The organism is Streptomyces sp. NPDC005435, from assembly GCF_040703155.1.
Lineage (GTDB): Bacteria > Actinomycetota > Actinomycetes > Streptomycetales > Streptomycetaceae > Streptomyces.
Genome location: NZ_JBEXEQ010000020.1, coordinates 31,271 through 57,319 on the forward strand (window position 1 = coordinate 31,271; position 26,049 = coordinate 57,319).

A 26,049-nucleotide genomic window follows, 5' to 3' on the forward strand; every position below is an offset into this window, starting at 1 on the left:
TCACCCGACCGGCCCCCACCTCACCCACACGCCACGCGCACGTCCCGTACATCCCGTACATCTCGCACGTCCCGTACGTCACCGCTCGTCCGCCGCGATCACGGAGGTAACCCGCATGACGCTGTCCAGACGGAGCCTGCTCACCACCACCGCCACGGCCACGGTCGCCGGGGCGATGCCCGTCCCGGCGTCGACCGCCGGGGACGCGGGCGGGCTGCGCACGGGGTTCGAGCGGCTGGTCGCCGAGGGGTACGCGCCGCTGGCGGGCCGCAAGGTCGGGATCGTCACCAACCCGACCGGGATCACCCGCGACGTCCGGCACATCGTGGACGTGATGCACGCCGACCCGCGCGTGCGCCTCACCGCCGTGTTCGGGCCCGAGCACGGCTTCCGGGGCACCGCGCAGGCGGGCGGTTCCGAGGGCCGCTACGACGACCCGGCGACCGAACTGCCGGTCTACGACACGTACTTGAAGAGCGGCGCCGCTCTGGCCGAGGTGTTCACCGCGTCCGGTGTGGACACGGTGGTCTTCGACATCCAGGACGTGGGCGCCCGCTTCTACACCTACATCTGGACGCTGTACGACTGCATGGAGGCGGCCGCGCTCGCGGGGAAGCGGTTCATGGTCCTGGACCGCCCCAACCCGGTGACCGGAAGGTCCGCCCAAGGTCCGGTGCTGCACCAGGAGTTCGCGAGTTTCGTCGGACGGCGCCCGATCGCCCAGGCGCACGGGATGACGGCGGCCGAGCTGGCGCTGCTGTTCAACGGGGAGTTCCTGGAGAAGCCGGTACCGCTGGAGACGGTGCGGATGACGGGGTGGCGGCGGACGATGTGGTACGACGCGTGCGGGCTGCCCTGGGTGCCGCCGAGCCCCAACATGCCCACTCCCGATACCGCGTTGGTGTACTCGGGGACCTGTCTGTTCGAGGGCACGAACCTGTCCGAGGGGCGCGGCACCACCCGCCCCTTCGAACTCCTCGGCGCTGAGGGCGTCGACGGCCGCTGGGCCGAGGCGGCGAACCGACTCCGGCTGCCCGGCGTGCGGTTCAGGGAGGCGTACTTCGCGCCCACCTTCTCCAAGTTCCAGGGAAAGACGGTGGGCGGGGTGCAGCTCCACGTGCACGACCGGTCGGCCTACGACCCGGTGCGCACCGGGATCGGGCTGCTGGTGACGGCGAAGCGGGTGTGGAAGGACTTCGCCTGGCGCACGGACGACTGGATCGACAAGCTCACCGGTTCGGACCGGGTGCGCACGATGATCGACGCGGGCGCCGGCACCGACGAGGTGACCGCCGCCTGGAAGCCGGAGCTGACGGCGTTCCGGCGGACGCGCGGGAAGTATCTGCTCTACCGCTGAGCGACGGCCGCCAAGTCACCCAAGGAATAGGTGACTTGGCGGCCGCACGCGTCACCGGTGCGAGGTGTACTCCACGACCTGCTGGAAGGTCGGCCGGTTCTGCCAGCTGATCTTTCCGTGCTTGATGCCGCCGAGGGTGCGCTGGGCGATCGAGTCGGCGCACCACTGGTCGCCGGCCGAGCACTGGTCGTCGCCCGGGTAGACCTGGGCCGCGGTGCGCCCGGCCGCCTGCTTGAGGGTGCTGATCAGCGCGTCCCGGCAGGCGGTGAGGCTGCCGTCGCCGCAGTACTTGCGGGCGAGCGGCCCCTGCACGGGCTCACCTAGGACGGCCCGGATGTCCTTGTCGACATAGCTCCACCAGCCGTACTGGAAGGAGCTTCCGGCGTGCGAGCCGGTCGGGCCGTGCCCGGCCGAAGGCGCCTCGTCCACGGGCAGGTTGGCCGTGAACGCGGTGAACAGGCCGGTGCCGAGGCCGGGTTCGAACTCGGCCTTCACCAGCAGCGGCCACCAGGCGTCCAGGATGCGGATCGCGTCGGCGTCGGCGTACTTCTTCGAACCCGCCGACGTCTCCTTGCGCTGGGCGCCCGCGGTCACCCACGCCTGGAGCTTGGCGACCGCCGAGGCGGCCGTACCGTCCGTCACCGGCGAGGAGTTGACCACTTTCAGCAGCTTGGGCAGCACGTCCTCGGCGCGCAGGTCGGCGAGGGCGGCCCCGGCCATCGCCTGGACCAGCTTGGTGCGGGTCACCCCGCCGGCGGCGGCGAGCTTGCTCACCCGGTCCTCCAGCAGGTCGCCCCGGTGTACCGAGCCCTCGCCCCAGGGGGCGGCTGCGTAGTCCTTGGCCTGCTTGTTGTTCCAGGAGATGTAGTAGTCCTGGTCGACGGACTGCGGATGGGCGGAGGGCGGGGTGTAGTCGGCGGTGTTGCCGGCCGGGTTCCAGCCGCGCCACTCGTAGTCGGGGCGGCCCCAGGCCGGGAACTCGCTGTCGACGCCGTCGGCGCGGACCGGGTTGTCGCCGCTGTTGTAGTAGGCGGTGTGCCGGGAGTCGGCGTAGAACCAGTTGAACGTGTAGTTGATGTGCTGGGCCGCCTTCTGGAAGTCCTCGGGGCCCTTGACGTAGTCGGGGTCGTTCAGCATCTGGAAGCCGATGATCGAGTCGGCCTCGTGGAAGTAGGAGGAGCGCAGGGTGGTGTAGGCGACCTTCTTGCCGCCGACGGTCGCCCGGTACTGCACGGGACCGTACTTGGTGCGCCAGACGCGCAGGGTGTACGAACCGGCGGCGGTGCCGTCGGCCACGGTCGGCTTCCAGGCGTTCTTCTGTTCGAGCTGCTCCATGGCGGTGCAGGTGCCGTGGTACAGGTAGTGATAGTCGTCCTGGCACAGCTCGACCGCGTAGCTGTCGATGATGTCCTGGCCGGAGGTGGTCGCGCTCCAGGAGTAGTCCTGGCCCCGGCCGAGTTCGACGTACATGCTCAGGCCCGCGAAGGAGGCGCCGCGTGCGCTGATGCCGGGGCCCTGGATCTCCTGGAGCATCAGCAGCTGCGGGGCGAAGTAGCCGGTCTGTGGGCCGAAGACGGCGACGGGATGCCCGCTCGCGGTGTGCGCGCCGCTGACGACGAGCGCGTTGGACATGCCGCGTTTCGCCGAGCCGAGGGTGGTCCTCGCGGCCGTCTTCGAGGCGGACTCGGCGCTCGCCGCGCCCGCGCTGCCGGTGCGGTCGTAGACCAGGGGTTCCTGGGTCACCGAGCCGGCGTCGGGCAGGGCCTCGCCCCTGGCGTCGGCGGGCCGGGTGCCGTAGGGGAAGCTCTGGCCGTCGTGGACGGTGAGGACGGCCTCGGGGTCGTCGCGCTCGCGGAAGGACTCCCAGACCTTGGTGCCCTCCTCGACGCCGTACTTGGACTGCGCGGCGAGCAGCGAGACGGCGTTGTCGACCTCGCCGCCGCCACCGGAGCCGAACAGGGCGCCGACGACCGAGGCGAGCGCCACCAGGTCGGTGATCTTGAAGTGGTCGATGGTGCCCGCGTTGGTGATGGAGTCCTTGTGGCCGGTGAGGACGTACTCGCCGGGGAAGTAGCGGCCGCTGTCGGAGGCGTCGATGTAGGAGTTGATGCCGTCGAGGTAGGCGCCCGCGTCGGTGAGGGCCTGGCGGCCTCGGTCGCCGCCGCGGGCCACGGCGCTGTCGATCTGGGCCTGGAGGTCGGCCTCGGTGTAGGGGGCGCTGCGGTAGAACTGCTGTTCAAGACCCTGGTTGGCGAGGGCGCCGCCGGCGAACGTGGTCAACTGGCCGCGTCCCACGTGCCGGAACAGGTCCATGAGCCAGAGCCGGTCCTCGGCGGCCGCGTACCCGGCGCCGAACTCGGTGCCGTAGCGGCTGGTGCCGGTGATGTGCGGCACGCCGGTCTTCTTGTCGCGCACGATCGTGACGTCGGCGCGCCCGGCGGGCTTCTCGGTGGAGGCGACCTGGTCGGCGGGGACGCCGAACGAGGAGTCGTTGAAGAAGGTGTTGATCTTCGCGTCGGTCAGACCGGAGTAACCGGTGGCCAGGTTGGCGTAGGGGCCGAGCTGGTCCTCGGCGTGGTCGGGCTGGGTGCCGAACACCTGGTTGAGCAGGATCTGGGCGAGGGTGGCGTTGCCGTTCTCGCCGGGCGGCAGGATGTCGGAACACTGGCCGCCGCAGTAGTCGTTGGGGGCCGCGGCGGGGGTTCCGGCTGCCGCCGCCTGGGTGAGGGGTGAGAGAAGACCGGCGATCAGGACGCATATGGACGCCGTCTTCAGGAACCCGGAAAGAGTGCGGGGAGTTCTCGCTCTGTCGGACAACGCGTTACGTGGGGTGCGCCGTGCCATGGCAGCTCCTGCCGACTGGGGGTGGGCCGGACGTTACCGGCGGTATCCCCGCGATGGAAGGTGAACATGCGTCAACTTCGGTGCTCTGCCAGGGAGATGGCCCGGACGGGGGCCGGGGCGGTCAACCCGGGCCGCCTTATGGGAGGGCATCGGAAATCGGATGGAGCCGGATGGACCGGCGGTACGTCTATTCGGCAACGTCGCACGCGAACGCTGTACGGCGACGCCGAGGTGACCGACGTGCGACACAGAGGTGACGGAGGTGCAGGGCGATGGCCGGATTCCGAAGTCTGGCGAGACAGGTGCGCGATCCGCGGTGCGATCTGGCGCTGAGGCGCTACTCGCTGCGCAAGTGCCTGGAGCGGTTCGCTCCGTACGGGCACCGGGCGACCTGGGACCATCTGTGCTCCCGGGCCGGTTTCGGCCCCGAGGACCGCTCCCCGGACCCGGCGCGGCTCGTGGCCGCACTGGAGGAGCTGGAGGAGGCGCGTGCGGTGTGGCTGGCCTACGAGACCGAGTTCGCCGAGCGGCGCAGGAAGGAGAAGCACGACGGGCTGCGCAGGCCCGGCAGTGTGGACGACTGGCACCGGATGACCTGGGGCGGCTTCGGGGTCGCCTGGTGCGACGACCCGCGGCTTCATCCCCGTGAGCCGCTGGCCGAGGTACTGCGCCGGCTGATCACCGCGCTCGAACGGGAGCCGGGTTCGGTCTGCCCGGTCTGCGCCGGCGAACGCCTCCTCTGGCGCTACGGCCTCGCCCACGCCCCGTCCTCGGGCCCGGTCTGCGCGGACTGCGGCATCCTGGTCCCCCGCCCGGTCCTGACACCGAGGGCGCTGGCGACGGCACGGCGGGAGCGGCTGCTGATGTCGGCGTGACGGCTCCGCCGGTTCGGGGGCGAGCCGCCTGGGCCGGTGGTGCGGATACCTTGGGGGCGCGGGGTGGGGGCACGCGCCCCGCGTACGGGATTCCCTACGCCCCCTGCGTTCCGCCGGATCCGGGTACGCCCACTCGGGCGCCCGAGCGGGAGGGGGTGAAGGCCGGCCGCCCGGGGAGCGGTCGGGGGCGCGGACACGTCCCGCGTGCGAGGCGCGGCAGGGACATCGCCGGACGCGCCGGGGCGTGCGCGGGGGCACGTCGACAGGCCGTACCCCCTGGCTCCTCGGCCGGAGCTCACGGCTCGGGCCGGTGCGCGGGCACCCCGTTCGCGTGGGGCGCCCCCGCCGCCGGGATCATCCGCGTCGGCGCACCGTGAATCCGGCGTTGACCGGCTGCAGGGCCAGCGCGGGCCGTGGACGCACGGCCGCGGGGCCGGCCAGGGACAGGCTGAAGCGCCGCCATATGTCCGCGACGATGTGAACGGTCTCGATCGTCGCGACGGAGGCGCCGATGCAGGCCCGGGGGCCCAGGCCGAACGGGAAGTAGGACCCTCTGGGGACGGTGGACGGCCCGCCGTCCAGCCAGCGCTCCGGGAGGAACGTCTCGGCCCGGTCCCAGAAGCGGGGGTCGCGGTGGTTCACCCACTGGCTCACCGTCACGGTCGTCCCGCTGGGAACGACGTGGTCCCCGAACGTGAGGTCCTCGGCCGCGTCACGGCTCGTGATCCACACGGGCGAGTAGAGCCGGAGCGCCTCCCTGACCACCGCGTCGGTGTACCGGAGGGCCGCCGTTCTCGGCGGTCCCGGATCCACGGTGCCGAAGGCGGCCCGCGCCTCCTCGTGGACGCGTTCGGCGGCTTCCGGATGCTGGGCGAGCAGGACACAGGCCCAGACGACGGCGTCGTTCGTGGTCTCGTATCCCGCCATCACCATGGTGGCGAGTTCGTCGTGGATCTCGGCGGCCGACGGCGGCGGGCTTCCGCCGATCAGCGCGTGCAGGAGGGGTGCGCGCTCGGGGGTGCGGGTCCTGACGGCGGCGGCCACGTGCGCCAGGGCCCGGTCGACCTTGGTCAGCGAGCGGCGGACACGTACATGGGTCGGGGTGGGAATCCACGAGGGAAGGATGACGGGGTTCGTGGACAGATCCATGATGGCGCCGACCAGACGGGCGACGTCCTCGGCTTCGCCGTCCGTGAACTCCTCCCCGAACAGCAGGGAGGTGACCAGCCGCAGGGTCACCAGCGACACGTCGGCCTGCAGATCGCGGGTGTCGCCGTCCTTCCACGCCGTCAGCATGCGGTCGCTCTGGGCGTCCACGGTCTCGGCCGCGGCCTGCGTGAGCTTCCTGCCGAACGCGGGCTGAACGCGGTGCCTTCGGACCCGCCACTCGTCACCCTCGCTGTTCATGGTGGAGAGGGGGAGGCCCTGCCTCCGGGAATCCCGCTGGGTCTCCGGTCCCCGCTTCACGAACGACGACGCCCGGTCGACCAGCACCCGCTCGACGTAGGAGGGGTGGGTGAGCAGTACGTTCTGCTCCCCGATGCGCACCACGTCTCCGTAGGTTCGCGCGCACCGGGTCAGGAAGGCGAGGGGGTCCGTGGCGAAGGACTGCAGGTTGCCCAGCAGCCGGTCGCCCGCGGGCCCGGGTATCTCGGTGGCACCGACGTCCGTTGCCGCCATGGCTCCTCCAACACGCTCCGGACCCGGCGGCCGGGCCCCGGCGCACTCGCGCGGGAGCCCGGCCGCCACGGTCACCGGTCAGTAGTGGGTGACGGTCACCGGTCAGTAGTAGAGGTACGGCAGAGTCAGGCGGTCCTTGCGGGTCAGGCGTGCGAACAGGGCACCGGTCAGAACCATCTTGCGCATCTTGAAACACCTCCGCTGCGGTCAGCGCTCACACCGGTTGGTGGTGAGCGGAGACAGTATTGACGCAGAAAGGTTTCTCTTGGGAGGGGTTCGAAGACACCTCAAAGTCTTGACCGATTACGCCCTCTTGCGTCGAACACAATCGGCCAAAGCGTCCGGCCCTTCGCATACGCACGACGCCGCGAGGGTAGACCCAGCGCCCTCACTCGACGGTCAGCGCTTCTCCCGCATCAGGCGTGAGCCCGCCTGCTGTTCGCCGTGTATGTCGTCCGGGTTGGACAGGACGCAGCTCTTGAGGGAGAGGCAGCCGCAGCCGATGCAGTCGGTGAGGTGGTCGCGGAGGCGGTTGAGCTGGGCGATGCGGTCGTCCAGCTCGGTGCGCCAGGCCTCGGAGAGGCGGGCCCAGTCCTCGCGGGTCGGGGTGCGTTCCTCGGGGAGTTCGGCGAGGGCCTCGCGGATCGTGGCGAGCGGGATGCCGACGCGCTGGGCGGCGCGGATGAAGGCGACGCGGCGCAGGGTGTCCCGGCCGTAGCGCCGCTGGTTGCCGGAGGTGCGCCGGCTGTGGATCAGCCCCTTGGCCTCGTAGAAGTGCAGCGCGGAGACGGCGGCGCCGCTGCGCGCGGACAGCTGGCCGACGGTCAGCTCGTGGACCTTCTCGGGAATGCGGGACACTCCTCAGAGCCTACCGACCCGCCGCGCGGAGTCCGTTGACAGGTGCCCCGGCGCCGACCATGCTAAGCAGTTGCTTAGAGACGCGAGAGTGACGCGAGCGAGAGGCCGGGAACATGGCAGAACCGAGGACCTTCACCTCCCCCGACGAGCTGAAGGCGGCCGTGGGCGAGCAGCTGGGCCACACCGACTGGCTGGAGGTCGACCAGAAGCGGATCGACCTGTTCGCCGAGGCCACCGGGGACCACCAGTGGATCCACGTCGACCCGGAGAAGGCCGCGGCGGGCCCGTTCGGCACGACCATCGCGCACGGCTATCTCACCCTCTCGCTGCTCCCCCTGTTCGGGCCGCGGCTCATCGCGGTCGAGGGCGTGAAGATGGGCGTCAACTACGGCACGAACAAGGTCCGCTTCCCCGCCCCGGTGCCGGTCGGCTCCCGGCTGCGCGCCACCGCGACGATCACGAACGTGGAGGACGTGCCCGGCGGGGTCCAGGTGTCGGTCGCCTTCACCGTGGAGCGCGAGGGCGGCGAGAAGCCGGTGTGCGTGGCGGAGTCGGTGTCCCGGTACTACTTCTGACCGGTACGGCGTCGTACGGACCCCTGACGGGCGGCGCGGGGCGCGCGGACGGCGCGGGGCGCGCTCATCGCGCCCCCACCATCCGCAGCACCAGGTCGGCGTAGAGCGCGCCGACCTGCTCCGGGGTGCGCGGTCCGTCCACGTTGAACCAGCGGGCCACGTCGATGCAGAGCGAGAGCACCGCGAGGGTGGTGCCCTGGACGTCGGGCACGTCGAACTCGCCCGCGGCCACGCCGTCCTCGATGATCCCGCGCACCTCGGCGTCCACCTGGCGGCGCAGCGCGAGGATCTCGGCGCGCGCGTCGGGCGAGAGCGCGTCCAGTTCGTACTGCACGACCCGCGCGGTGGTGCGCCGTCCGGCGTGCCAGCGTACGAAGGAGCCGACCGCGTCGGCGAGCCGCTCGGTGGCGCTGCCCTCCCGCCCGGCGGCCGTGCGCATGATGTCCAGCGCCTTGTCGTGGCCGATCCGGCTGATGCGGTGGAGCAGCTCTTCCTTGGTCTTGTAGTGGATGTAGAGCGCGGCCGGGCTCATGCCCGCGCGGCCCGCGATGTCGCGGGTCGTCGTCGCGTGGTAGCCGCGCTCGGCGAAGGCCTCCACGGCGGCGACGAGCAGGCGCCGGGCCGCGTCAGGGGTGACCTCGGCCCACGGCTCCATCTCGGCGCCGGCCGTCTCCTCCGCCGTACTCATCGCTCACTGGCCCCTCTCGCTGACAGGAGCACCACCATACCGCCGAAGGTGAGCGACCGCTTAGCGTAGGCGCCCGCACAGCGGCCTGGGGCTCACAGCTTCTCGAACGGGTCGTGCGCCGCGAGCAGCTTCTCCACCCGCGCCTGGTCGACCCGGCTGACGATCTGCCCCAGCTCCTGCCGGTCCCGGATCACCTTGGCGAGGGTGAACGCGGAGGTCACGAGGTACAGGACGGCGATGGCGAGGAAACTCCGCACCCAGGCGTCGGCGTCCAGCCGCACGATACCGATGGCGGTGGCCGTCATGGCGACGGCGAAGGAGGCGACGGCCTGCCCGTAGAAGGCCGCCGTGCTCTGCTGCTTGACCGGTGATTCGTTCATGGCACGAGTGTCGGCGGACGCGGCCCGTGGCACATCCGCCCGCGTACTCAGTACGGATACTCAGAAAAGGGCTGCCCTCGGTCCGCTCAGAACGCCGAAACACCGGTCAGCGCACGCCCGATGAGCAGCTTCTGGATCTGGCTGGTGCCCTCGTAGAGGGTCATCACGCGGGCGTCGCGCAGCAGCTTGCCCGCCGGGTACTCGTCGATGTAGCCGTAACCCCCGTAGACCTGAAGGGCGTTGGAGGCGGCGCGCACGGCGGCCTCGGAGGCGAACAGCTTGGCCTTGGAGGACTCGGTGGCGAACGGCTGCCCCCGGTCGATCAGGTCCGCGACCCGCCAGGTGAGCAGCCGGGCCGCGTCCACGTCCACGGCGATGTCGCTGATCAGCTCCTGCACGAGCTGGTGGTGGGCGATGGATTTGCCGAACTGCTCGCGCTCCCCCGCGTACGCCACGGCCGCGTCCAGGGCGCTCTGGGCTATGCCGACACAGCCCGCCGCGACCGACATCCGCCCCTTGGCGAGCGCGGACATGGCGACGGAGAAGCCCTTGCCCTCCGGTCCGACCATCGCGGAGGCGGGCACCCGCACGTCCTCGAAGACCAGCTCGGCGGTGGCCTGGCCGCGCAGCCCGAGCTTGCCGTGGAGGGCGCGGCGGGTGAGGCCGGGGGTGTCGGCGGGGACCAGGAAGGCGGAGACGCCCCGGTGGCCGGGGGCGCCGGTGGAGCGGGCGAAGAGCAGGACGACGTCGGCCCAGGTGCCGTTGGTGATGAACGTCTTGGCGCCGTTGATCACATAGTCGCCGCCGTCGCGTACGGCCCGGGTGGTGAGGTTGCCCGCGTCGGAGCCGGTGCCGGGCTCGGTCAGGCCGAAGCAGCCGACGTACGCGCCGGAGGTGAGCCCGGGCAGCCAGCGCCGCTTCTGCTCCTCGTCGCCCCAGGCGGCGATCGACTTGGCGACCAGTCCGAGGGAGACGGAGACGATCCCGCGCACCGAGGAGTCGCCGCGCCCCAGTTCCTCGGTGACCAGGCAGTACGCGAGATGGTCGCCGCCCGAGCCGCCGTACTCCTCCGGGACGGTCAGCCCGAGGAAGCCGACCTCGCCGAGCTTCTTGACGATGCCCCGGTCGACCTCCTCGGCGCGGTCCCACGCGGCCGCGTACGGCGTGATCTCGCGCGCGACGAAGTCCCGGGCCAGGCCGCGCACGGCGGCCTGCTCCTCGCTCAGCTCCAGGTTCACCATGCGATCACCTCACACCGGGCCGCGCCGGACCCGCGTTAAATTAGCACTGCTAGTTTCTCGTGGCAGCCCTACTATGTGCGCCATGGCCCGACCGCGCAAGCCCCTCCTCAGCACCGACCGGATCGTCACGGCGGCGCGGGAACTCGTGGACACCGAAGGGCTCGCCGCTGTCTCCACCCGGCGGCTCGCCGCCGAGCTCGGCGTGAGCGGGCCCTCGCTCTACAACCACTTCCGCACCAAGGACGAGATCCTGGAGGCGGTCGCGGACTCGGTGAGCGCGCAGGTGGACCTGTCGATGTTCGAGGACGGGCGCCCCTGGCGGACCGCGCTGCGCGACTGGGCCGTCTCCTACCGCTCCGCCCTGCGCGAGCACCCCAACATCGTCCCGGTCCTCGCGCGCGGCCCCGGCCGCCGCCCGGCCGCGCTGCGGCTGGCCGACGCGGTCTACGGCGCGATGGTGGCGGCCGGCTGGCCCCCGGCGCAGGCCACCTCCATCGGCGCGCTGATGCGGTACTTCATCATGGGCTCCGCGCTGGGCTCCTTCGCCGGGGGGTTCGTGGACGACGAGAGCGCGTACGACCCCGCCGACTATCCGCATCTCGGGCAGGCGCATCTCCTCGCCGACCGGCAGGAGAAGATCGACGAGCGGGCCTTCGAGACGGGGCTCGCGGCGCTGCTCGACGGGCTGGAGGGGCAGTTCGCGGGGGTGGGGCGGGCGGTCTGATCCGGGGGCGGTCTTTCCGTCTCGGGTTCCGTCTCGGGTTCCGTCTCGGCGCGCGTTCCTTCGGTGGGCGCCGAAGTGTCCGTCCCCCATGCTGGAACGCATGACCGCCAAGGCCCCCCGGGCACCCGGACTCGCCGCCCTCGCCGCGCTGATCGCGGACGAGACGCGGGCCGCGTGTCTGCTCGCCCTCCTGGACGGGCGGGCGTGGACCGCCGGTGAGCTGGCCCGGCACGCGGGTGTGGCCGCGTCCACGCTCAGCGAGCATCTGGGCAAGCTGGTCGCGGGCGGTCTGCTGGCCGAGGAACGCCAGGGCCGACACCGCTACGTCCGGCTCGCCGGGCCCGAGGTGGCCCAGCTGATCGAGGACCTGACCGCGCGGCTCCCGGCGGACGCGGTGGGCCAACGGCCGCGCACACTGCGGGAGTCGAGCGCCGGGGCCGCGATGGCGCGGGGCCGCACCTGCTACGACCATCTCGCCGGGCACCTCGGCATCACGCTCACGGACGGCCTCACCACGCGGGGGCTGCTGCGCCAGGACACCGGGTTCGCGCTGACGGAGGCGGGACTTGAGTGGTTCGGCGCGGCCGGCATCGAGCTGGACCGCTCCGGGCGGCGGCCACTGGCCCGTTCCTGCCTCGACTGGACCGAGCGGCGGCCGCATCTCGCCGGGGCGGCGGGGGCGGCGCTGTGCCGGCACGCGCTGGAGTCGGGGTGGTGCGAGCGGATCGGGTCGGGGCGCGCGGTGCGGGCCACTGCGACGGGGGCGCGGAAGTTTTCCGAGTTGCTCGGGGTTTCGGTGGGATGACGTGCGGGTGCGGGTGCCGTCAGCCGTGAAGTTCCCTTCTTTCCAAGGAGTTTGATGAACGTGTCCTCGTCCCGGTCCGTGCTGCCCACCGCGGCCGCCGTTGTCACCGTCGTGCTGTGGGCCTCCGCCTTCGTGGCGATCCGGGCGGCGGGGGACGCCTATTCGCCGGGGGCGCTGGCGCTCGGGCGGCTGCTCGCGGGGAGTGTCGCGCTGGGCGCGCTGTGTCTTCTGCGGCGCGAGGGATGGCCACCACGTGCCGCCTGGCGGGGCATCCTGATCTCCGGGGTGCTGTGGTTCGGGTTCTACATGGTGGTCCTCAACTGGGGCGAACGGCAGGTGGACGCCGGTACGGCCGCGCTCGTGGTGAACGTGGGCCCGCTGCTGATCGCCCTGCTCGGCACCCGGCTGCTCGGTGAGCCGATACCGCCCCGGCTGCTCGCGGGCATGGCGGTGTCGTTCGCGGGCGCGGTGGTCGTGGGGCTGTCGATGTCGTCCGGGGGCGGCGGTTCCTCGGTGTTCGGCGTGGTGCTGTGCCTGCTCGCGGCGGTCGCCTACGCGGGCGGTGTGGTCTCGCAGAAGCCCGCGCTCGGCTCGGCCAGCGCCTTGCAGGTGACGACGTTCGGCTGCCTGGTCGGAGCGGTGTGCTGCCTGCCGTTCGCGGGTCAGCTGGTGACGGAGGCGTCCCGGGCGCCGCTCACGGCCACCCTCGACATGGTGTACCTCGGCGTCTTCCCGACCGCCCTGGCCTTCACCACCTGGGCGTACGCGCTGGCCCGTACGACCGCCTCGCGGATGGGCGCGACGACGTACGCCGTCCCCGCGCTGGTCGTGCTGCTGTCCTGGCTGGTGCTGGACGAGGTGCCGGGGCCGTTCACGCTGGTGGGCGGGGTGCTGTGCCTGGCGGGCGTGGCGGTGTCGCGGTCCGGGGCGCGGGCGCGGCTGGTGCGGGTCGGGGGCGCCGCCGGGCCGGAGGGGGAGCCGGTGGTGGAGCCGGCGGCCGGTCCCGTGGCCGGGCGGCGGCCCGAGGAGGCCTGATCCGCTGGGGTCAGGGAGTCTGATCCGCGCGAGTCAGCCGGCGTCCTCGAAGAGCACCAGGGAGCGGCCGCCCTTGCCCGCGAGCATGTTCTCGAAGGCGGCGGGGATGCCGTCCAGGGTGATCCGTTCCGTCACCAGCGCCTTGAGATCCAGCCGGCCTTCGCGGACGTGTTCGGCGAGGACCGGGAGGTCGCGGGCCGGGTCCGAGTCGCCGTAGACGCAGCCGGACAACGTCCGTCCCCAGTGGAAGAGTTCGAGGGCGTTGAAGGTGACCTGCTGGTCCTTGCCGCCGATGCCGACGACCGTGGTGCGGCCGCCGCGCCGGGTGGATTCCCAGGCGGCGCGGATGGCGGTGGCCACGCCCGCGCACTCCACGGCCACGTCCGTGCCCTCCCCGCCGGTGAGGGCACGGATCTCGCGGGGCGTCTGCGGGGAGGCGAGGAGGAAGTCGGTGGCGCCCGCGCCACGCGCCAACTCCTCCTTGTCGGCGGAGACATCGACGGCGACGATCCGTGCCGCGCCCGCGATGCGCGCGGCCTGGAGTGCGGCGAGTCCGACGCCGCCGACCCCGAACACCGCGACGGTTTCCCCGGGTTGGACGCGGGCGGAGTGGTGGACCGCGCCGTAGCCGGTGAGGACGGCGCAGCCGAGGAGGGCCGCGTCGGTGAGCGGGATGCCGTCGGGCAGGGGCAGCGCGCAGGAGGCGGGGACGACCGTCTCCTCGGCGAACGCGCCCACGTTCAGTCCGGGATGGAGTGCGGTGCCGTCGGCGGTGTGGGCGTGGACGGCGGCGGCGCCGTTGAGCGCGTTGCCGCACAGCCAGACCTCGCCGCGCGCACAGGCGGGGCAATCTCCGCAGGCGGGCGCCCAGTTGAGCACCACGGGCGCCCCGGGTGCCAGATGGGTCACCCCCTCCCCCACGGCCACGACGGTCCCGGCGCCCTCGTGGCCGAGGACGGCGGGGACGGGGACGCGCAGGGTGCCGTTGGCCAGGGAGAGGTCGGAGTGGCAGACCCCGGCGGCGGCGAGGCGGACGCGGACCTGGCCGGGGCCGGGTGCGGGCAGCTCGATGCCGGTGATCTCCAGGGGTTCGCCGACGGCGGGCAGGACGGCGGCTCGTACGGTCATGGTCACCGACTTCCTCAGAACTGGAGGGACTTGGTCTGGAGGTACTCGGCCAGTCCGTACGCGCCGAGTTCCCTGCCGACTCCGGACTGCTTGTAACCGCCGAAGGGGGCGAGGGGGTTGAAGCGGGCGCCGTTGATGTCGACCTGGCCGGTGCGCATCCGGCGGGCGAAGGCGGCGGCCTCCTCCTCGTCACCGGCCCAGACGGCGCCGGCGAGGCCGTAGACGGTGCCGTCCGCGATACGCAGGGCGTCGTCCTCGTCGTCGTAGGGCAGGACGACGAGGACCGGGCCGAAGATCTCCTCCTGGGCGACGGTCATGTCCGGGGTGACGTCCGCGAACACGGTCGGGCTGACGAACCACCCCTGTTCGCGCGGGGATTCGGGGCCGCCCGCGACCAGCCGGGCCCCCTCGGCGACGCCCTTCTCGATGTAGCCCCGCACCCGGTCGCGCTGGCGTTCGCTGACGACCGGGCCGATGCGGTCGCCGTACTTGGCGGCGAACCCGGCGGCGAGCGTGACGGCTTTCTCGTACTGGTCGCGGTGGACCAGCATCCGGGTCCACGCGCTGCACGTCTGGCCGGAGTTGGCCATCACGTTGGCGACGCCGACCTTGACCGCCTTGGCGAGGTCGGCGCTCGGCAGGATGACATTGGCCGATTTGCCGCCGAGTTCCAGCGCGACGCGCTTGACGCCCGCTCCGGCCGCCGCGCCGATCCGGCGGCCGACCGCCGTGGAGCCGGTGAAGGACACGAGGTCGACGCCCGGGTGTTCGGCGAGGGCCTGTCCGGCGACCGGGCCGAGGCCGGTGACGAGGTTGAACACCCCGGCGGGTACGCCCGCTTCGTGCACGGCCTCCGCGAAGAGCTGGGCGGTCAGCGGGGTGTTCTCGGCGGGCTTGAGGACGACCGCGCAGCCGGCGGCGAGCGCGGGGGCGACCTTGGCGACGATCTGGTGCAGGGGGTAGTTCCAGGGGGTGATCGCGGCGACCACGCCCACGGGCTCGTGCAGGACGGTGGAGTTGCCGACCTTCTCCTCGAAGGGGTGGGTGGCGGCCAGTTCGGCGTAGGACCCGGCGACCGCGACGGGCAGCCCGGCCTGCACGGTCCGCGCGAAGTCCGGCGGGGCGCCCAGTTCGGCGGCGATCGTCTCGGTGAACTCGTCCGCGCGGGCGGCCAGTGCGTCGCGCAGGGCGGCGAGCCGGGCCGCGCGCTCGGCCGGCGGCGTGGCCGCCCAGTCGGGGAGCGCGGCGCGGGCGGCGCGTACGGCGGCGTCCACGTCCTGGGCGTCCCCGGCCGGGACGCGGCCGATGACCTGCTCGTCGACCGGGTTGACCACCTCGATGACGTCCCGGCCCGCTGCGGGGCGCCAGGCGCCGTCGATGTAGAGACCGTCGTGTGCCTTCATGGTGTTCCTCCCGGCGGGTCCGGCGTGCGGCGTGTGCTCCAGCGTGGTGCGGGGCGGCCCGGGAAACAAACTAGCGGCGTTAGTTTTCGGCCGCCAGGGGTTCCGGGGCGGTCACCGGGGTCCGGGGACGGCCGCGCGGGCCAGCTCGACGGGTATGCCGTTGAGAACGGCGTTGCCGGAGAGCGGGTCGAGCAGGGTGCCGTCGAGCAACTGGTTGACGTTGACGCCGGGTTGGGCGGCGGCGTGACCCTGGCGGGTGCCGGGGCGGTCGTGGCCCCAGCCGTGCGGGAGGCTCACCACGCCGGGCCGGATGCCGTCGGTGATCTCGGCGGGCGCCGTCACCTCTCCCCCGGCGCCTTTCACCCGTACGGGTTCCCCGTCGCGCACGCCGAGCCGGGCCGCGTCCTCGGGGTGGAGGTGGAGGGTGCAGCGGTTGGTGCCGCCGGTGAGGGCGGGGAGGTTGTGCAGCCAGCTGTTGTTGGAACGCAGATGGCGGCGGCCGACGAGGACCGGTCCGGCGGGCCGCTCGCGCAGGGCCTGGCGGAGCCGGGGCAGGTCGGCGGCGATGGGGGCGGGCAGCAGCTCGACCTTGCCGCTGACCGTCTTGAGCGGCTGGGGCAGACGGGAGCGCAGCGGGCCGAGGTCGATGCCGTGCGGGTGGGCGAGGAGCCGGGCGAGGGTGAGGCCGTCCGGGTCGGCGCCGAAGCCGTCGCCGTAGGGGCCGAGGCGCAGCATCAGGTCCAGGCGCCGCTCGGGGCCGTCGTCGCCGGTGAGGCGGGCGGCGAGTGCGTGCGGGTCCTGGCCGTGGACCGGGGAGTGGGGCTCCTTCACCGCCTTGGCGAGGGTCTGCTCGACGACCATGGCGTCCACCGCGCCGGGGTCGGCCTCGGGCATTCCCATGGCGGCCAGGACGAGGCGGGCGTGGATCTCGGTCTCGGCCATGCGGCCGGGCTCCAGCGGGACGGCGGGGCGGCTGTAGCGGACCTGGTTGCGGACGGCGAGGGTGTTGAAGGCGAAGTCGTGGTGGGGGCTCTGCGCGGGCGGGGGCGGGGGCAGGACGACGTCGGCGTGGCGGGAGGTCTCGTTGAGGTACGGGTCGACGGCGACCATGAAGTCCAGTGATTCCAGGGCCTTGTCGAGCCGGTCGCCGTCGGGGGCGGACAGCACCGGGTTGGCCGCGATCACGACGAGGGCGCGCAGCGGTTCGCCCTGCACGGTCGCGGTGTCGATCTCCTCGGCGAGCGCGGACAGCGGCAACTCACCCTTGGCCTCGGGCAGTTCCCGTACGCGGGAGTGCCAGCGGCCGAGCGTGAAGCCGCGCCCGGGGCCGGCGGGGCGGGGCGTGCGGTCGGTGGCGGCCTGCGGGAAGAGGGCTCCGCCGGGGCGGTCGAGGTTGCCGGTGAGGGTGTTGAGCACGTCCACGAGCCAGCTGGCCAGGGTGCCGTGCGGGACGGTGCAGCTGCCGATGCGGGCGTAGACGGCGGCGGTCGGGGCGGCGGCGAGTTCGCGCGCGAGTTCACGGATGAGGCCGGCGTCGACGTCGCAGGCGCCGGAGACCGCCTCGGGGGTGAAGTCGCCGAGCGCTTCGCGGAGTTCGGGAAGTCCTTCGACGTGTGCGGCGAGGTCGCCGAGGTCGGTCAGCTTCTCCTCGAACAGGGTGGTGGCCAGCGCGGCGAGCAGCAGGGCGTCGGTGCCGGGGCGCACGGCGATGTGGCGGTCGGCGAGGCGGGCGGTGCGGGTGCGGCGCGGGTCGATCACGGTGAGGTGTCCGCCGCGGGCGCGAAGTGCCTTGAGTTTTCCGGGGAAGTCGGGGGCGGTGCACAGACTCCCGTTGGATTCCAGGGGGTTGGCGCCGATGAGCAGCAGATGGTCGGTGTGGTCGAGGTCGGGTACCGGGATGGCGTTCGGGTCGCCGAAGAGGAGGCCGCTGGAGACGTGCTTGGGCATCTGGTCGACCGTGGAGGCGGTGAACACGGAGCGGGTGCGCAGCGCGCCGATCAGCACGGACGGGTAGAGGCCGCCCGCCACGGTGTGCACGTTGGGGTTGCCGAGGACCACGCCGACCGCGTCGCGCCCGTACCGCTCCGCGACCGGGCGCAGTCCGGCGGCGACCGCCTCGAAGGCTTCCTCCCAAGTGGCCTCGCGCAGCTCGCCGTTGACCCGGACGAGCGGGGTGCGCAGCCGGTCGGGGTCGGCGTCCAGGGCGCCGAAGGCGGCGCCCTTGGGGCAGATGAACCCCTTGCTGAAGACGTCCTCCCGGTCTCCCCGGGCGCCGATGACGCGGGCGCCCTCGATGGTGAGGGTCAGTCCGCACGTGGCCTCGCACAGAGGGCAGATGCGCAGGGCGGTGCGGGACACGGGTCCTCCCGGAGGGGTCGGCGGCGCTGCCTCCCGGAGCCTGGACGCGGACCTGAACGCTGGACCTGGACCTGGCCGACGGGCTGGGGGCGAGCATACCGACCGGTTGGCATGGTGGGGAGACCCGTGCGCGAGACCGGCCGGTTCAGTCCAGTACGCGGCTCAGATAGGCCCGCAGCAGCTCCCGCGTCTCGGCGATGATCGCGGCGTCCCCGCGCGGGTCCATCCGGAACGCGAGCTGGACGAGGGTGTCGGCGCTCTCCACGGCCACCAGGAAGACCCGGCGCAGCTCGTCGTCCGGGGTGCGGCCCAGATGGCCGGAGAGCAGGTCGGTGAACCGGTCCGCGACCCGGGTGTTGGGCGCCGACTGGCGGGTGCCGACCGGTATCTGGTTGCCGAAGTCGACGAGGCCGAAGCCGGGCGCGGTGCGCTTCATGCTCAGGTACTCGTCCAGGACCACGTCCATCGCCGCCCGCCAGTCGCCCTTGCGGGTCTGCTCCAGCCGCCCGGTGACGCGCTCGGTGTAGCGGTTGAGGTTGCGCAGGGCGAGGGCGCCGGCCATCTGGCGCTTGTTGCCGAAGAAGCGGTAGACGGAGCCGATGGGGACTCCGGCGCGTTCGGCCACGGCGCGGGTGCTCAGCGCGTCGTAGCCGACCTCGTCGAGGAGTGCGGCGCAGGCGTCGAGGATTCGGGTCAGCCGTTCGGCGCTGCGCCGCTGGACGGGCGCGCGGCGGAGCGATGTCGCATGGGGCACGGCCACATGATGCCTCGCCACGGGGTTCTGGTGAAGCGCGCCCCCTTGCGCCGGGGCGCGCTCATTCCTACGGTGATGCAGAGGAATGGGGCGGCCGACGGAGCGCGTCCCGGGCGCGAGGGAGCGATCATGGGCGCGGACGCGCGGAAGACCGCCGAGGCACTGTCGTATCTCACCGGGTTCGGCAACGAACACGCCTCGGAGGCGGTGCCGGGCGCGCTGCCCGAGGGTCGCAACTCCCCGCAGCGCGCGCCGCTCGGGCTGTACGCGGAGCAGCTGAGCGGTACGGCGTTCACCGAGCCCCGCGCGCACAACCGCCGCTCCTGGCTGTATCGCATCCGCCCCTCCGCCGCGCACCCGGAGTTCACCCGCACCGGCAACGGCGCGCTCCGTACGGCGCCCTTCACCGAGACCGTGCCGGACCCGAACCGGCTGCGCTGGAACCCGCTGCCCGAGCCGCCCGCCGGGACCGACTTCCTCGCCGGCCTGTGGACGCTCGGCGGCAACGGCGACGCGACCCAGCGCACCGGCATGGCCGTGCACCTCTACCACGCCGACTCCTCCATGGAGCGCGTCTTCTCGGACGCGGACGGCGAGCTGCTGATCGTGCCGGAGCGGGGCGGGCTGCTGCTCCACACCGAGTTCGGGCGGCTCCATGTGGAGCCCGGACATGTGGCGCTCATCCCGCGTGGGGTGCGCTTCCGTGTGGAGCTGCTGGACACCGAGTCCGACGGCGGGGGGCGCCAGGCCGCCCGGGGATATGTGTGCGAGAACTATGGTGCGCCGTTCCGCCTCCCGGACCTCGGCCCCATCGGCGCCAACGGTCTCGCCAACCCGCGCGACTTCCGGGCGCCCGTCGCGGCGTACGAGGACGAGACGGGTCCGGTGGAGGTGGTGAACAAGTTCTGCGGCAACCTCTGGACGGCCACGTACGACCACTCCCCGCTCGACGTGGTCGCCTGGCACGGCAACTATGTGCCGTACACCTATGACCTGCGCCGGTTCAATGTGATCGGCACCATCTCCTACGACCACCCGGACCCGTCGATCTTCACGGTGCTGACCTCGCCGTCGGACACCCCGGGGCTGGCCGGCGTGGACTTCGTGGTGTTCGCGCCGCGCTGGCTGGTGGGCGAGGACACCTTCCGGCCGCCGTACTTCCACCGGAACGTGATGAGCGAGTACATGGGCCTGGTCGAGGGCGCCTACGACGCGAAGGCGGAGGGCTTCGTGCCGGGCGGCGGCTCGCTGCACAACATGATGTCGGCGCACGGCCCGGACCGGGAGACCTTCGAGAAGGCGAGCGCGGCGGAGCTGCGGCCGCAGCGGATCGACGACGGTCTGGCCTTCATGTTCGAGACGCGCTGGCCGGTCACGCTCACCCCGCACGCGGCCGGAGCGGACCATCTCCAGCGGCGCTACGACGATGTGTGGCAGGGGCTGGAGCGGCACTTCAGGGCGCCCTGACCTCGCCCTGACCCGTCCTGGCCACTCCATTGCGCTGATCCTCTCCGACAGGTACGGATAGCCGCGTGACCTCTTTCGCTCCGGATTCGATCGTCCTGAACCGCAAGCTGCCGCTCTGGTATCAGGTGTCGCAGTCGCTGCGCGCCTCCATCCTCGGCCGCTCGCCCCAGGACCCGCTGCGCCTGCCCACCGAGGAGGACCTCGCGCGGCACTACGGAGTGAGCGTGCTGACCATGCGGCAGGCCCTCAAGGAGCTGGAGGACGAGGGCCTGATCAGCCGCCACCGCCGCCGCGGCACCTTCATCGAACCCGACGCCCGGCGCGGGACCCCGGTCCGGCTGCTGGGCTCGGTCGACGCGATCGTGGCCCAGCAGTCCGGCATGACCACCGAACTCCTCGACCACCGCCGTGTCCCCGTGCCGACGGCCCTCACGGAGTACTTCCCCAGCCTCACCGAGGTCGCCGTCTACCACCGCCTGCGCGGCGACGAGACCACCGGCGAGCCCACCAACCACGCCGTCAACCACGTCCGCCCCGAACTGGCCGCCCGCATCGACCCCGCCGACCTCGCCCGCCACCCGATGACGAAGGTGCTGCGCGACGTCGCGGGGGCCGAGATCAGCCGCATCACGGACACGGTGGAGGCCCGCCTCGCCGACCCGGAGACGGCCCGGCTGCTCCAAGTCCCGCTCCTGAGCCCGATCCTGCACTACACGGGCATCACGTACGACGCGCGGGGACGGGTGCTGGACGTGGCGGTCATCCACTATCGGGGGGACCGGTTCTCGTTCACGGTGACGCTGGACGCGACGTGAGGGCGGGGGCGGGGGCGGGCCCGGCGTGAGCGGGTGTGGCTGGTCCCCGGGTACGGGGGACGGACAGGTCGTACGATGCCGGGCGTGACGTACGACGACGACGCTCCGCCGCTGGCGGACCTCATGCCGTGGTCCGTCGCACCGCTGCGGCCGGGCCGGGGGTGGCCGACGGCGCCCGACGCGGGCTCGCTGAGGGCGCGCTGGGTGGAGCTGCTGGCGGCCGAAGGGGCGGAGCGCGAGGGGCTGTTCGAGGTGACGCGGGCGCGGTCACCGAGGTCGGCGGTGTCGCAGTTGCCGGGGCATCCGGCCGGTACCGAGCGGCTGGCGCGTGCCTCGGGGCCGTGTGCGGAGCCGGTACGGGTGCTGGCGGCGCCGTTCGACGAGCGGTGGCTGATCCCGGACCACCGGCTGCTCGACGCGGCGCGTCCGGAGCTGTGGCGGGTGGCGGACGCGCACCAGGTGTTCGTGGTGGAGACGGCCGGCGACGCCCTTCTGGCGACGTCGCTGCCGCCCACGCTGCCGGGCGGGCGCATCCGCCCGCTGTACCGGCGCCCCGGCGGCTCCGAACCCAACCTGGCGCCGGGCCTGTTGGACCAGCTGGCGCGGGTGCTGGGCGTCCGGCCCGCGCCGGAGGACGTCGTGGCGTGGACGCTGGCCGCGATCCGGCCCGACCGTACCGTCCCGCTCACCGGGGACGCGGAAGTCTGGTCACACGGGGTGGAGTTGGGCCGCCGGATGCTCTGGCTGATGCGCCGCGACGGTGACCGTCCCAAGCTGCCCGGCGGCCGACGCCCTTACGTCCGCGCACCGTTGCCCGCCCAGCCGACTTCCTTGAGCTACGACGCCGACACCGAGACCCTGTGCCTGGACGAGGGGCGCGTCTCCCCCGTGCCGCTCTCGGCCTGGGAGCACGAGGTCTCCGAAGTCCGCACCCTGGAGGCCTGGTTCGCGGCCCGCACGGCCCCGGGGGTGCCGGGCACCCTCTCGGCGATCCGGCCCGTGTCCTGGCAGCAGCCCTGGACCTCGGAGCTGCTGGAGCTGATCACCGTGCTGGCGCTGCTGTCGGAAATCGCCCCGGCGCGAGCGGAGTTGAAGGTGACGTCACCGCTCACGGCGACGGAACTGCACCGGGTGGGGGTGCTTCCACCTCCGTCCTCCGTGCGCCGGCCCGCTTCGGTCCTGGATCACCAGGAAGAGGGTCCCGAGGGACAGTTCGCGCTGCTCTGACAGCGGCTTCCCCGCGCTCGCGGGACACGTACCCGCAGGACACGTACCCGCGGGACACGCGCCCGCGCCGGACATGGAAACGCCCAGGCCCGCACGCCGGTTCGCCGCGCAGCGCGCCGTGGGAATGACGGACGGCGGAGCGCGGCGTGATGCCGGGACGGCGTGACGGCCTGAGCGTGGGACGACAGGGACGCGGGCCGGAACCGGACGCGCGGGGCGGGCTCGAAGAGAGCCCCGGTGCGGTCCGGTGTCCGGTCAGTGGCTGCCGAAGAGGGAGCGCCGCAGGCGGCGCAGGGGGGCGAAGAGAGAGACGCGGCGGACGCGCGCACCCCGGTCGCTGCGACGGTGCACCGTGTCGCGTGCGGTCAGCTCGCGCATCAGCGAGGTCGCTTCGGCCGTCTTCTGCTGCGGGATGGCGGGGCCCGCCAGCACCGAGAGATGACGGTCGAGGCGCGAACTGCTCGCGCTGCTGCCGCAGGTGATCGCAGGAACCCTGGCCCTGCTGCGCATCGTTATCTGTTCCATGTCACTCCCCACCCGTACGAATCCACCCGGCCCGGGCAGGGTAACCCTATCGTCCCGGTTGGGCCCACGTGTATCTCGGCCACGGGATTCACCTTCCCCACAAGGTGGTTGATCATCCCGCTTTGACTACTCTCCGAATCCGACCGATTTCAGGGTGAGTTGGACAATGGGCTGGCCAGTGGGGCGCGCCGAGCCGCCGTCCGGCTCGACCGTCACCGCCAGTGACGCCGAGGACTTGTCGAGTCCCTTGGCGACCAAGGGCGTGTCGCCCGCGAGGAGGCCGAGGGAGCGCGGTTGTGCGTGGGGGCGCACGAGCCACAGCTGATGCACGCGGCCCCCGGACGGGGTGCCGTAACCGCTCAGCGTGACGACGGCCCGCCCCTCCGAGGCGGAGGCGATCACGGCCATGCCGCGCCCGCGCGCGTTCTTGCCGCCGGCCGCGCGGGCGTCGGGCGCGGCCAGGACGTGGGCGATCTCACGCGACCGCGCCTGCTCGGCGGCGAGCCGGTCCTCGGCGCGGTTCGCCTGGACCGCGAAGAGGGAGGCCACGACGAGTGCGGCCGCGGCGGTCACCGTGGCGAACGGCACCAGCAGCGGGCGCGTGCGGCGGGCCGGGGGCGGCTGTGCTCCCCACACATGTGGCGGCAGCTGGGCGACCCGCTTGCGGACATGTGGGGCGGAAACGTGTTCCTGCGGGGTGACGCGGACGGCGGCGAACACCCGCTCGCGCAGGGCGTCGGGCGGCGGGACGGCGGCGGTGGACCAGGCGAGCCGCACCACGTCGTCGGCGAGGGCGCGGGTCTCGGTGGCGCACCGGTCGCAGGAGGCGAGGTGCCGCTCGAAGCGGCGCCGTTCGCCGGGTTCGAGGGCGTCGAGCGCGTAGGGCGCGGCGAGGGAGTGCGGGTCGTCGCGGCGCAGCAGCCGGCCGAGGAGGCTCACGCGGCACCTCCCAGGCACTGGCGCAGCCGGATGAGGCCGTCGCGCATCCGGGTCTTGACGGTGCCGAGGGGCAGCGAGAGGCGTTCGGCGACCTCGCGGTAGGTGTAGCCGTCGTAGTAGGCGAGGGTGACGGACTGGCGCTGGAGCGTGGTGAGCCGGTCCAGGCAGCGGCGTACCGACTCGCGTTCCAGTGCGGCCTCGACCTCCTCGGAGACGTGGTCGAAGGCGGGTTCCCCGGCGCGCAGGGCCTCGCGCTGCTCACGTTCCCCGGCCGCGCGGGCGCTGCGCACCCGGTCGACGGCGCGGCGGTGGGCGAGGGTGAGGATCCAGGAGAGCGCGTTGCCCCGGGCGGGATCGAACCGCGTTGCGGAGCGCCACAGTTCCAGCAGCACGTCCTGCACGACCTCCTCGGACTGCGCGGGATCGCGCACGACACGCCGGACCAGTCCGAACACCGGCCCGGACACCAGCGCGTACAGCTCTTCGAAGGCCTGCTGGTCACCGCCGGCCACGCGCACCAGAAGCCGGTCCGCCTCCATCCGGGCCCCCCTCACCTGGCGCCCCCGGCCGCAGCCGGAGCCGCCCGTGACCCCACGCATCCGCACGAGCGCACACCTCCGGCGGATGATACGGATCCGCGGCCCGAAAACGCGGGTCGAGAAGAAGGAAAAGAAAATTCGCCGGCGGCCAATCCGAAAGCCCGCTCCGCTCCGTATACCCGTCCGTCAAGGCAAGTTGGCACTGAGGACGGATGGCATGACACCTCTCTTCTCCAGGAGCGGCACAAGGCGCACGGGCCTGATACCGCTCATCTGCGGCGCGCTGGCCGCCGGCGGGCTCGCGGCCGCCGGTACCGCCGCACTGGCACCCGGGGCGGCCTCCGCCTCCTCGCACCGCGAGGCCCCGCTGATCTCGGGCACCCCGCAGTACGACAACACCGACCTGTACGCGTTCGTCAGCCCGGACAAGCCGGACACGACGACGATCGTGGCGAACTGGATCCCGTTCGAGGACCCCGCGGGCGGCCCGAACTTCTACACGTTCGCGGACGACGCGCAGTACGACATCCACATCGACAGCAACGGTGACGCGCAGGACGACCTGACGTTCCGGTACACGTTCAAGACGCACACGAAGAACGGGAACACGTTCCTCTACAACACCGGTCCGGTCACCAGCCTGGACGATCCCGACCTGAACGTGACACAGACGTACGACATCGAAGTGATCCGGTCGAAGAACCATCACGTCGTGTCGAAGTCGAAGATGGTCCGCAACGCTCCGGTGGCGCCGTCGAACGTGGGCAAGGCGTCCATGCCCGAGTACGCGAAGCTGCGTGAGCAGGCGATCCAGAAGTCCGCGTCCGGGGCGGCGACGTTCGCGGGCCAGGCCGACGACCCGTTCTTCCTGGACCTGCGCGTCTTCGACCTGCTCTACGGCGGCAACCTCACCGAGGTCGGGCGGGACACCCTCAAGGGCTACAACGTCAACACGATCGCCCTCCAGGTGCCCAACAGCCTGATCCGCCAGTCCGCCGACCAGCCGGTCGTCGGCATCTGGTCCACCACCCAACGGCGCAACGCCCAGGGCTACTTCACGCAGGTCTCGCGCCTCGGCAACCCGCTCGTCAACGAGGTCGTCAACCCGCAGAAGGACAAGGACCGCTTCAACGCGTCCCAGCCCGCCTACGACGCGCAGTTCCTGAAGAACGTCACCAACCCCGAGCTGCCCAAGCTGATCGAGGGCATCTACAAGATCAAGGCGCCGGCCGAGCCGCGCAACGACCTGGTCGACGTGTTCCTCAAGGGCGTCAAGGGGCTCAACCAGCCGCCGAACGTGACGCCTTCGGAGCAGCTGCGGCTGAACACCTCCATCAAGCCGGCCATGCACCCCAAGCGGCTCGGCGTGCTCGACGGGGACAACGCGGGCTTCCCGAACGGCCGCCGGCTCACCGACGACGTCGTGGACGAGGCGCTTCAGGTCGTCGAGGGCGAACTGGTCGGTTCCAAGAACGACTTGGGTGACGCGGTCGACAAGAACGACAAGAAGTTCGAGAAGTACTTCCCGTACGTCGCCGAGCCCACGGCCGGTTCGCGCGGCAAGCTCGCCAAGGGCACGACCGCCGGCGCCGACGTCCGCAGCGCCCTCGGTGACGCGCTCCAGCCCGCCTCCTCCTCCGGCGGCTCGAACAACACGGTCCTGATCGCCGGTTCGGCGGCCGCGGGTGCGGCCGGAGTCCTGCTGATCGGCACCGCGTTCGGCTGGTGGCGCCGCCGTATGCAGCGCCCGTACTAAATCCCGACCGGGCGCGGTCCGCACACTCCCCCACGGCGGACCGCGCCCACCTCTTTCGACCCCGTCCGGCGACCTT

The 26,049-nt window shown here is 72.4% G+C and carries 24 protein-coding genes; 10 read left to right on the forward strand and 14 right to left on the reverse strand.

Annotated elements, in window-relative coordinates; translation table 11 throughout:
* The first annotated feature begins 115 nt into the window (after positions 1-115).
* Positions 116-1,357: a DUF1343 domain-containing protein gene (locus tag AB0898_RS24330; RefSeq protein WP_366805066.1), complete on the forward strand. Its 1,242-nt coding sequence runs from the start codon at positions 116-118 to the stop codon at positions 1,355-1,357.
* A 51-nt stretch (positions 1,358-1,408) separates the two neighbouring features.
* On the opposite strand, the gene AB0898_RS24335 is transcribed toward AB0898_RS24330, so the two are convergent.
* Positions 1,409-4,201 carry a penicillin acylase family protein gene (locus AB0898_RS24335; protein ID WP_366805067.1) on the reverse strand — a complete coding sequence of 931 codons (2,793 nt, stop codon included), beginning with the start codon at positions 4,199-4,201 and terminating at the stop codon, positions 1,409-1,411.
* Positions 4,202-4,473: 272 nt separating this feature from the next.
* On the opposite strand from AB0898_RS24335, the gene AB0898_RS24340 reads away from it, so the two are divergent.
* Complete coding sequence (locus AB0898_RS24340) at positions 4,474-5,076, forward strand: hypothetical protein (RefSeq protein ID WP_366805068.1); 603 nt, start codon at positions 4,474-4,476, stop codon at positions 5,074-5,076.
* A gap of 354 nt (positions 5,077-5,430) precedes the next feature.
* On the opposite strand, the gene AB0898_RS24345 is transcribed toward AB0898_RS24340, so the two are convergent.
* From AB0898_RS24345 to soxR, 3 genes are all read right to left on the reverse strand, one after another.
* Entirely contained in the window at positions 5,431-6,756 is a 1,326-nt protein-coding gene (locus AB0898_RS24345; protein ID WP_366805069.1) for a cytochrome P450, read from the reverse strand.
* Positions 6,757-6,858: 102 nt separating this feature from the next.
* Positions 6,859-6,942 (reverse strand): cittilin family RiPP precursor, encoded by an 84-nt coding sequence (locus AB0898_RS24350; protein WP_366805159.1) that lies wholly within the window; start codon positions 6,940-6,942, stop codon positions 6,859-6,861.
* A 213-nt stretch (positions 6,943-7,155) separates the two neighbouring features.
* On the reverse strand, positions 7,156-7,614 hold the full coding sequence (gene soxR / locus AB0898_RS24355; protein ID WP_366805070.1) for a redox-sensitive transcriptional activator SoxR: 459 nt from the start codon (positions 7,612-7,614) through the stop codon (positions 7,156-7,158).
* A gap of 113 nt (positions 7,615-7,727) precedes the next feature.
* Between soxR and AB0898_RS24360 the strand changes: the two genes are divergently transcribed.
* A complete protein-coding gene (locus AB0898_RS24360; protein ID WP_366805071.1) occupies positions 7,728-8,189 on the forward strand; it encodes a MaoC family dehydratase in 462 nt (153 codons plus the stop codon).
* 64 nt (positions 8,190-8,253) lie between these two features.
* Here AB0898_RS24360 and AB0898_RS24365 read toward each other — a convergent pair whose 3' ends face one another.
* The 3 genes from AB0898_RS24365 to AB0898_RS24375 form a co-directional block, all read right to left on the reverse strand.
* Positions 8,254-8,877, reverse strand: a complete 624-nt coding sequence (locus tag AB0898_RS24365) for a TetR/AcrR family transcriptional regulator (protein ID WP_366805072.1) — start codon at positions 8,875-8,877, stop codon at positions 8,254-8,256.
* A 92-nt stretch (positions 8,878-8,969) separates the two neighbouring features.
* The gene (locus tag AB0898_RS24370) at positions 8,970-9,257 is read right to left on the reverse strand and encodes a YiaA/YiaB family inner membrane protein (protein ID WP_366805073.1); all 288 of its coding nucleotides are present in this window, start codon (positions 9,255-9,257) and stop codon (positions 8,970-8,972) included.
* 86 nt (positions 9,258-9,343) lie between these two features.
* A complete protein-coding gene (locus AB0898_RS24375; protein ID WP_366805160.1) occupies positions 9,344-10,495 on the reverse strand; it encodes an acyl-CoA dehydrogenase family protein in 1,152 nt (383 codons plus the stop codon).
* Between the two features lie 85 nt (positions 10,496-10,580).
* Between AB0898_RS24375 and AB0898_RS24380 the strand changes: the two genes are divergently transcribed.
* From AB0898_RS24380 to AB0898_RS24390, 3 genes are all read left to right on the forward strand, one after another.
* Positions 10,581-11,222 (forward strand): TetR/AcrR family transcriptional regulator, encoded by a 642-nt coding sequence (locus AB0898_RS24380; RefSeq protein WP_366805074.1) that lies wholly within the window; start codon positions 10,581-10,583, stop codon positions 11,220-11,222.
* A 100-nt stretch (positions 11,223-11,322) separates the two neighbouring features.
* Positions 11,323-12,027, forward strand: coding sequence for a winged helix-turn-helix domain-containing protein (locus tag AB0898_RS24385; protein ID WP_366805075.1), 705 nt, complete (start codon positions 11,323-11,325; stop codon positions 12,025-12,027).
* 54 nt (positions 12,028-12,081) lie between these two features.
* A complete protein-coding gene (locus AB0898_RS24390; protein ID WP_366805076.1) occupies positions 12,082-13,062 on the forward strand; it encodes a DMT family transporter in 981 nt (326 codons plus the stop codon).
* Between the two features lie 33 nt (positions 13,063-13,095).
* Here AB0898_RS24390 and AB0898_RS24395 read toward each other — a convergent pair whose 3' ends face one another.
* The 4 genes from AB0898_RS24395 to AB0898_RS24410 all read right to left on the reverse strand — a co-directional run bounded on the left by AB0898_RS24395 (position 13,096) and on the right by AB0898_RS24410 (position 18,711).
* The gene (locus AB0898_RS24395; RefSeq protein WP_366805077.1) at positions 13,096-14,190 is read right to left on the reverse strand and encodes a zinc-binding dehydrogenase; all 1,095 of its coding nucleotides are present in this window, start codon (positions 14,188-14,190) and stop codon (positions 13,096-13,098) included.
* 14 nt (positions 14,191-14,204) lie between these two features.
* Complete coding sequence (locus tag AB0898_RS24400) at positions 14,205-15,593, reverse strand: aldehyde dehydrogenase family protein (protein ID WP_366805078.1); 1,389 nt, start codon at positions 15,591-15,593, stop codon at positions 14,205-14,207.
* Positions 15,594-15,704: 111 nt separating this feature from the next.
* On the reverse strand, positions 15,705-17,951 hold the full coding sequence (locus tag AB0898_RS24405; protein ID WP_366805079.1) for a molybdopterin oxidoreductase family protein: 2,247 nt from the start codon (positions 17,949-17,951) through the stop codon (positions 15,705-15,707).
* Positions 17,952-18,096: 145 nt separating this feature from the next.
* Positions 18,097-18,711, reverse strand: coding sequence for a TetR/AcrR family transcriptional regulator (locus AB0898_RS24410; RefSeq protein ID WP_366805161.1), 615 nt, complete (start codon positions 18,709-18,711; stop codon positions 18,097-18,099).
* A 123-nt stretch (positions 18,712-18,834) separates the two neighbouring features.
* Between AB0898_RS24410 and hmgA the strand changes: the two genes are divergently transcribed.
* The 3 genes from hmgA to AB0898_RS24425 all read left to right on the forward strand — a co-directional run bounded on the left by hmgA (position 18,835) and on the right by AB0898_RS24425 (position 22,214).
* Positions 18,835-20,172 carry a homogentisate 1,2-dioxygenase gene (hmgA, locus tag AB0898_RS24415; protein WP_366805080.1) on the forward strand — a complete coding sequence of 446 codons (1,338 nt, stop codon included), beginning with the start codon at positions 18,835-18,837 and terminating at the stop codon, positions 20,170-20,172.
* A 65-nt stretch (positions 20,173-20,237) separates the two neighbouring features.
* Positions 20,238-20,987, forward strand: a complete 750-nt coding sequence (locus AB0898_RS24420; RefSeq protein WP_366805081.1) for a GntR family transcriptional regulator — start codon at positions 20,238-20,240, stop codon at positions 20,985-20,987.
* A 75-nt stretch (positions 20,988-21,062) separates the two neighbouring features.
* Positions 21,063-22,214, forward strand: coding sequence for a type ISP restriction/modification enzyme (locus tag AB0898_RS24425; RefSeq protein WP_366805082.1), 1,152 nt, complete (start codon positions 21,063-21,065; stop codon positions 22,212-22,214).
* A 255-nt stretch (positions 22,215-22,469) separates the two neighbouring features.
* Here the strand turns inward: AB0898_RS24425 and AB0898_RS24430 are convergent, their stop codons facing one another.
* The 3 genes from AB0898_RS24430 to AB0898_RS24440 all read right to left on the reverse strand — a co-directional run bounded on the left by AB0898_RS24430 (position 22,470) and on the right by AB0898_RS24440 (position 24,217).
* The gene (locus AB0898_RS24430) at positions 22,470-22,739 is read right to left on the reverse strand and encodes a hypothetical protein (RefSeq protein ID WP_037802194.1); all 270 of its coding nucleotides are present in this window, start codon (positions 22,737-22,739) and stop codon (positions 22,470-22,472) included.
* A 126-nt stretch (positions 22,740-22,865) separates the two neighbouring features.
* Complete coding sequence (locus AB0898_RS24435) at positions 22,866-23,678, reverse strand: anti-sigma factor (RefSeq protein WP_366805083.1); 813 nt, start codon at positions 23,676-23,678, stop codon at positions 22,866-22,868.
* Positions 23,675-24,217 (reverse strand): sigma-70 family RNA polymerase sigma factor, encoded by a 543-nt coding sequence (locus tag AB0898_RS24440; RefSeq protein ID WP_366805084.1) that lies wholly within the window; start codon positions 24,215-24,217, stop codon positions 23,675-23,677. Before AB0898_RS24440 ends, AB0898_RS24435 begins: the two co-directional genes overlap by 4 nt.
* Before the next feature lie 217 nt (positions 24,218-24,434).
* Here AB0898_RS24440 and AB0898_RS24445 point away from each other — a divergent pair, with 217 nt between their 5' ends.
* A complete protein-coding gene (locus tag AB0898_RS24445) occupies positions 24,435-25,973 on the forward strand; it encodes a DUF4331 domain-containing protein (protein ID WP_366805086.1) in 1,539 nt (512 codons plus the stop codon).
* Positions 25,974-26,049: the final 76 nt, after the last annotated feature.

Bases quoted from the DNA above. Each gene is read 5' to 3' on its own strand.
- hmgA (WP_366805080.1), top strand. From the start codon at position 18,835: ATGGGCGCGGACGCGCGGAAGACCGCCGAGGCACTGTCGTATCTCACC.
- AB0898_RS24430 (WP_037802194.1), bottom strand. From the start codon at position 22,739: ATGGAACAGATAACGATGCGCAGCAGGGCCAGGGTTCCTGCGATCACC.
- AB0898_RS24340 (WP_366805068.1), top strand. From the start codon at position 4,474: ATGGCCGGATTCCGAAGTCTGGCGAGACAGGTGCGCGATCCGCGGTGC.
- AB0898_RS24395 (WP_366805077.1), bottom strand. From the start codon at position 14,190: ATGACCGTACGAGCCGCCGTCCTGCCCGCCGTCGGCGAACCCCTGGAG.
- AB0898_RS24380 (WP_366805074.1), top strand. From the start codon at position 10,581: ATGGCCCGACCGCGCAAGCCCCTCCTCAGCACCGACCGGATCGTCACG.
- AB0898_RS24350 (WP_366805159.1), bottom strand. From the start codon at position 6,942: ATGCGCAAGATGGTTCTGACCGGTGCCCTGTTCGCACGCCTGACCCGC.
- AB0898_RS24390 (WP_366805076.1), top strand. From the start codon at position 12,082: ATGAACGTGTCCTCGTCCCGGTCCGTGCTGCCCACCGCGGCCGCCGTT.
- AB0898_RS24345 (WP_366805069.1), bottom strand. From the start codon at position 6,756: ATGGCGGCAACGGACGTCGGTGCCACCGAGATACCCGGGCCCGCGGGC.
- AB0898_RS24445 (WP_366805086.1), top strand. From the start codon at position 24,435: ATGACACCTCTCTTCTCCAGGAGCGGCACAAGGCGCACGGGCCTGATA.
- AB0898_RS24425 (WP_366805082.1), top strand. From the start codon at position 21,063: ATGCCGGGCGTGACGTACGACGACGACGCTCCGCCGCTGGCGGACCTC.
- AB0898_RS24400 (WP_366805078.1), bottom strand. From the start codon at position 15,593: ATGAAGGCACACGACGGTCTCTACATCGACGGCGCCTGGCGCCCCGCA.
- AB0898_RS24360 (WP_366805071.1), top strand. From the start codon at position 7,728: ATGGCAGAACCGAGGACCTTCACCTCCCCCGACGAGCTGAAGGCGGCC.
- AB0898_RS24440 (WP_366805084.1), bottom strand. From the start codon at position 24,217: ATGGAGGCGGACCGGCTTCTGGTGCGCGTGGCCGGCGGTGACCAGCAG.
- AB0898_RS24365 (WP_366805072.1), bottom strand. From the start codon at position 8,877: ATGAGTACGGCGGAGGAGACGGCCGGCGCCGAGATGGAGCCGTGGGCC.
- AB0898_RS24335 (WP_366805067.1), bottom strand. From the start codon at position 4,201: ATGGCACGGCGCACCCCACGTAACGCGTTGTCCGACAGAGCGAGAACT.
- AB0898_RS24370 (WP_366805073.1), bottom strand. From the start codon at position 9,257: ATGAACGAATCACCGGTCAAGCAGCAGAGCACGGCGGCCTTCTACGGG.
- AB0898_RS24385 (WP_366805075.1), top strand. From the start codon at position 11,323: ATGACCGCCAAGGCCCCCCGGGCACCCGGACTCGCCGCCCTCGCCGCG.
- AB0898_RS24330 (WP_366805066.1), top strand. From the start codon at position 116: ATGACGCTGTCCAGACGGAGCCTGCTCACCACCACCGCCACGGCCACG.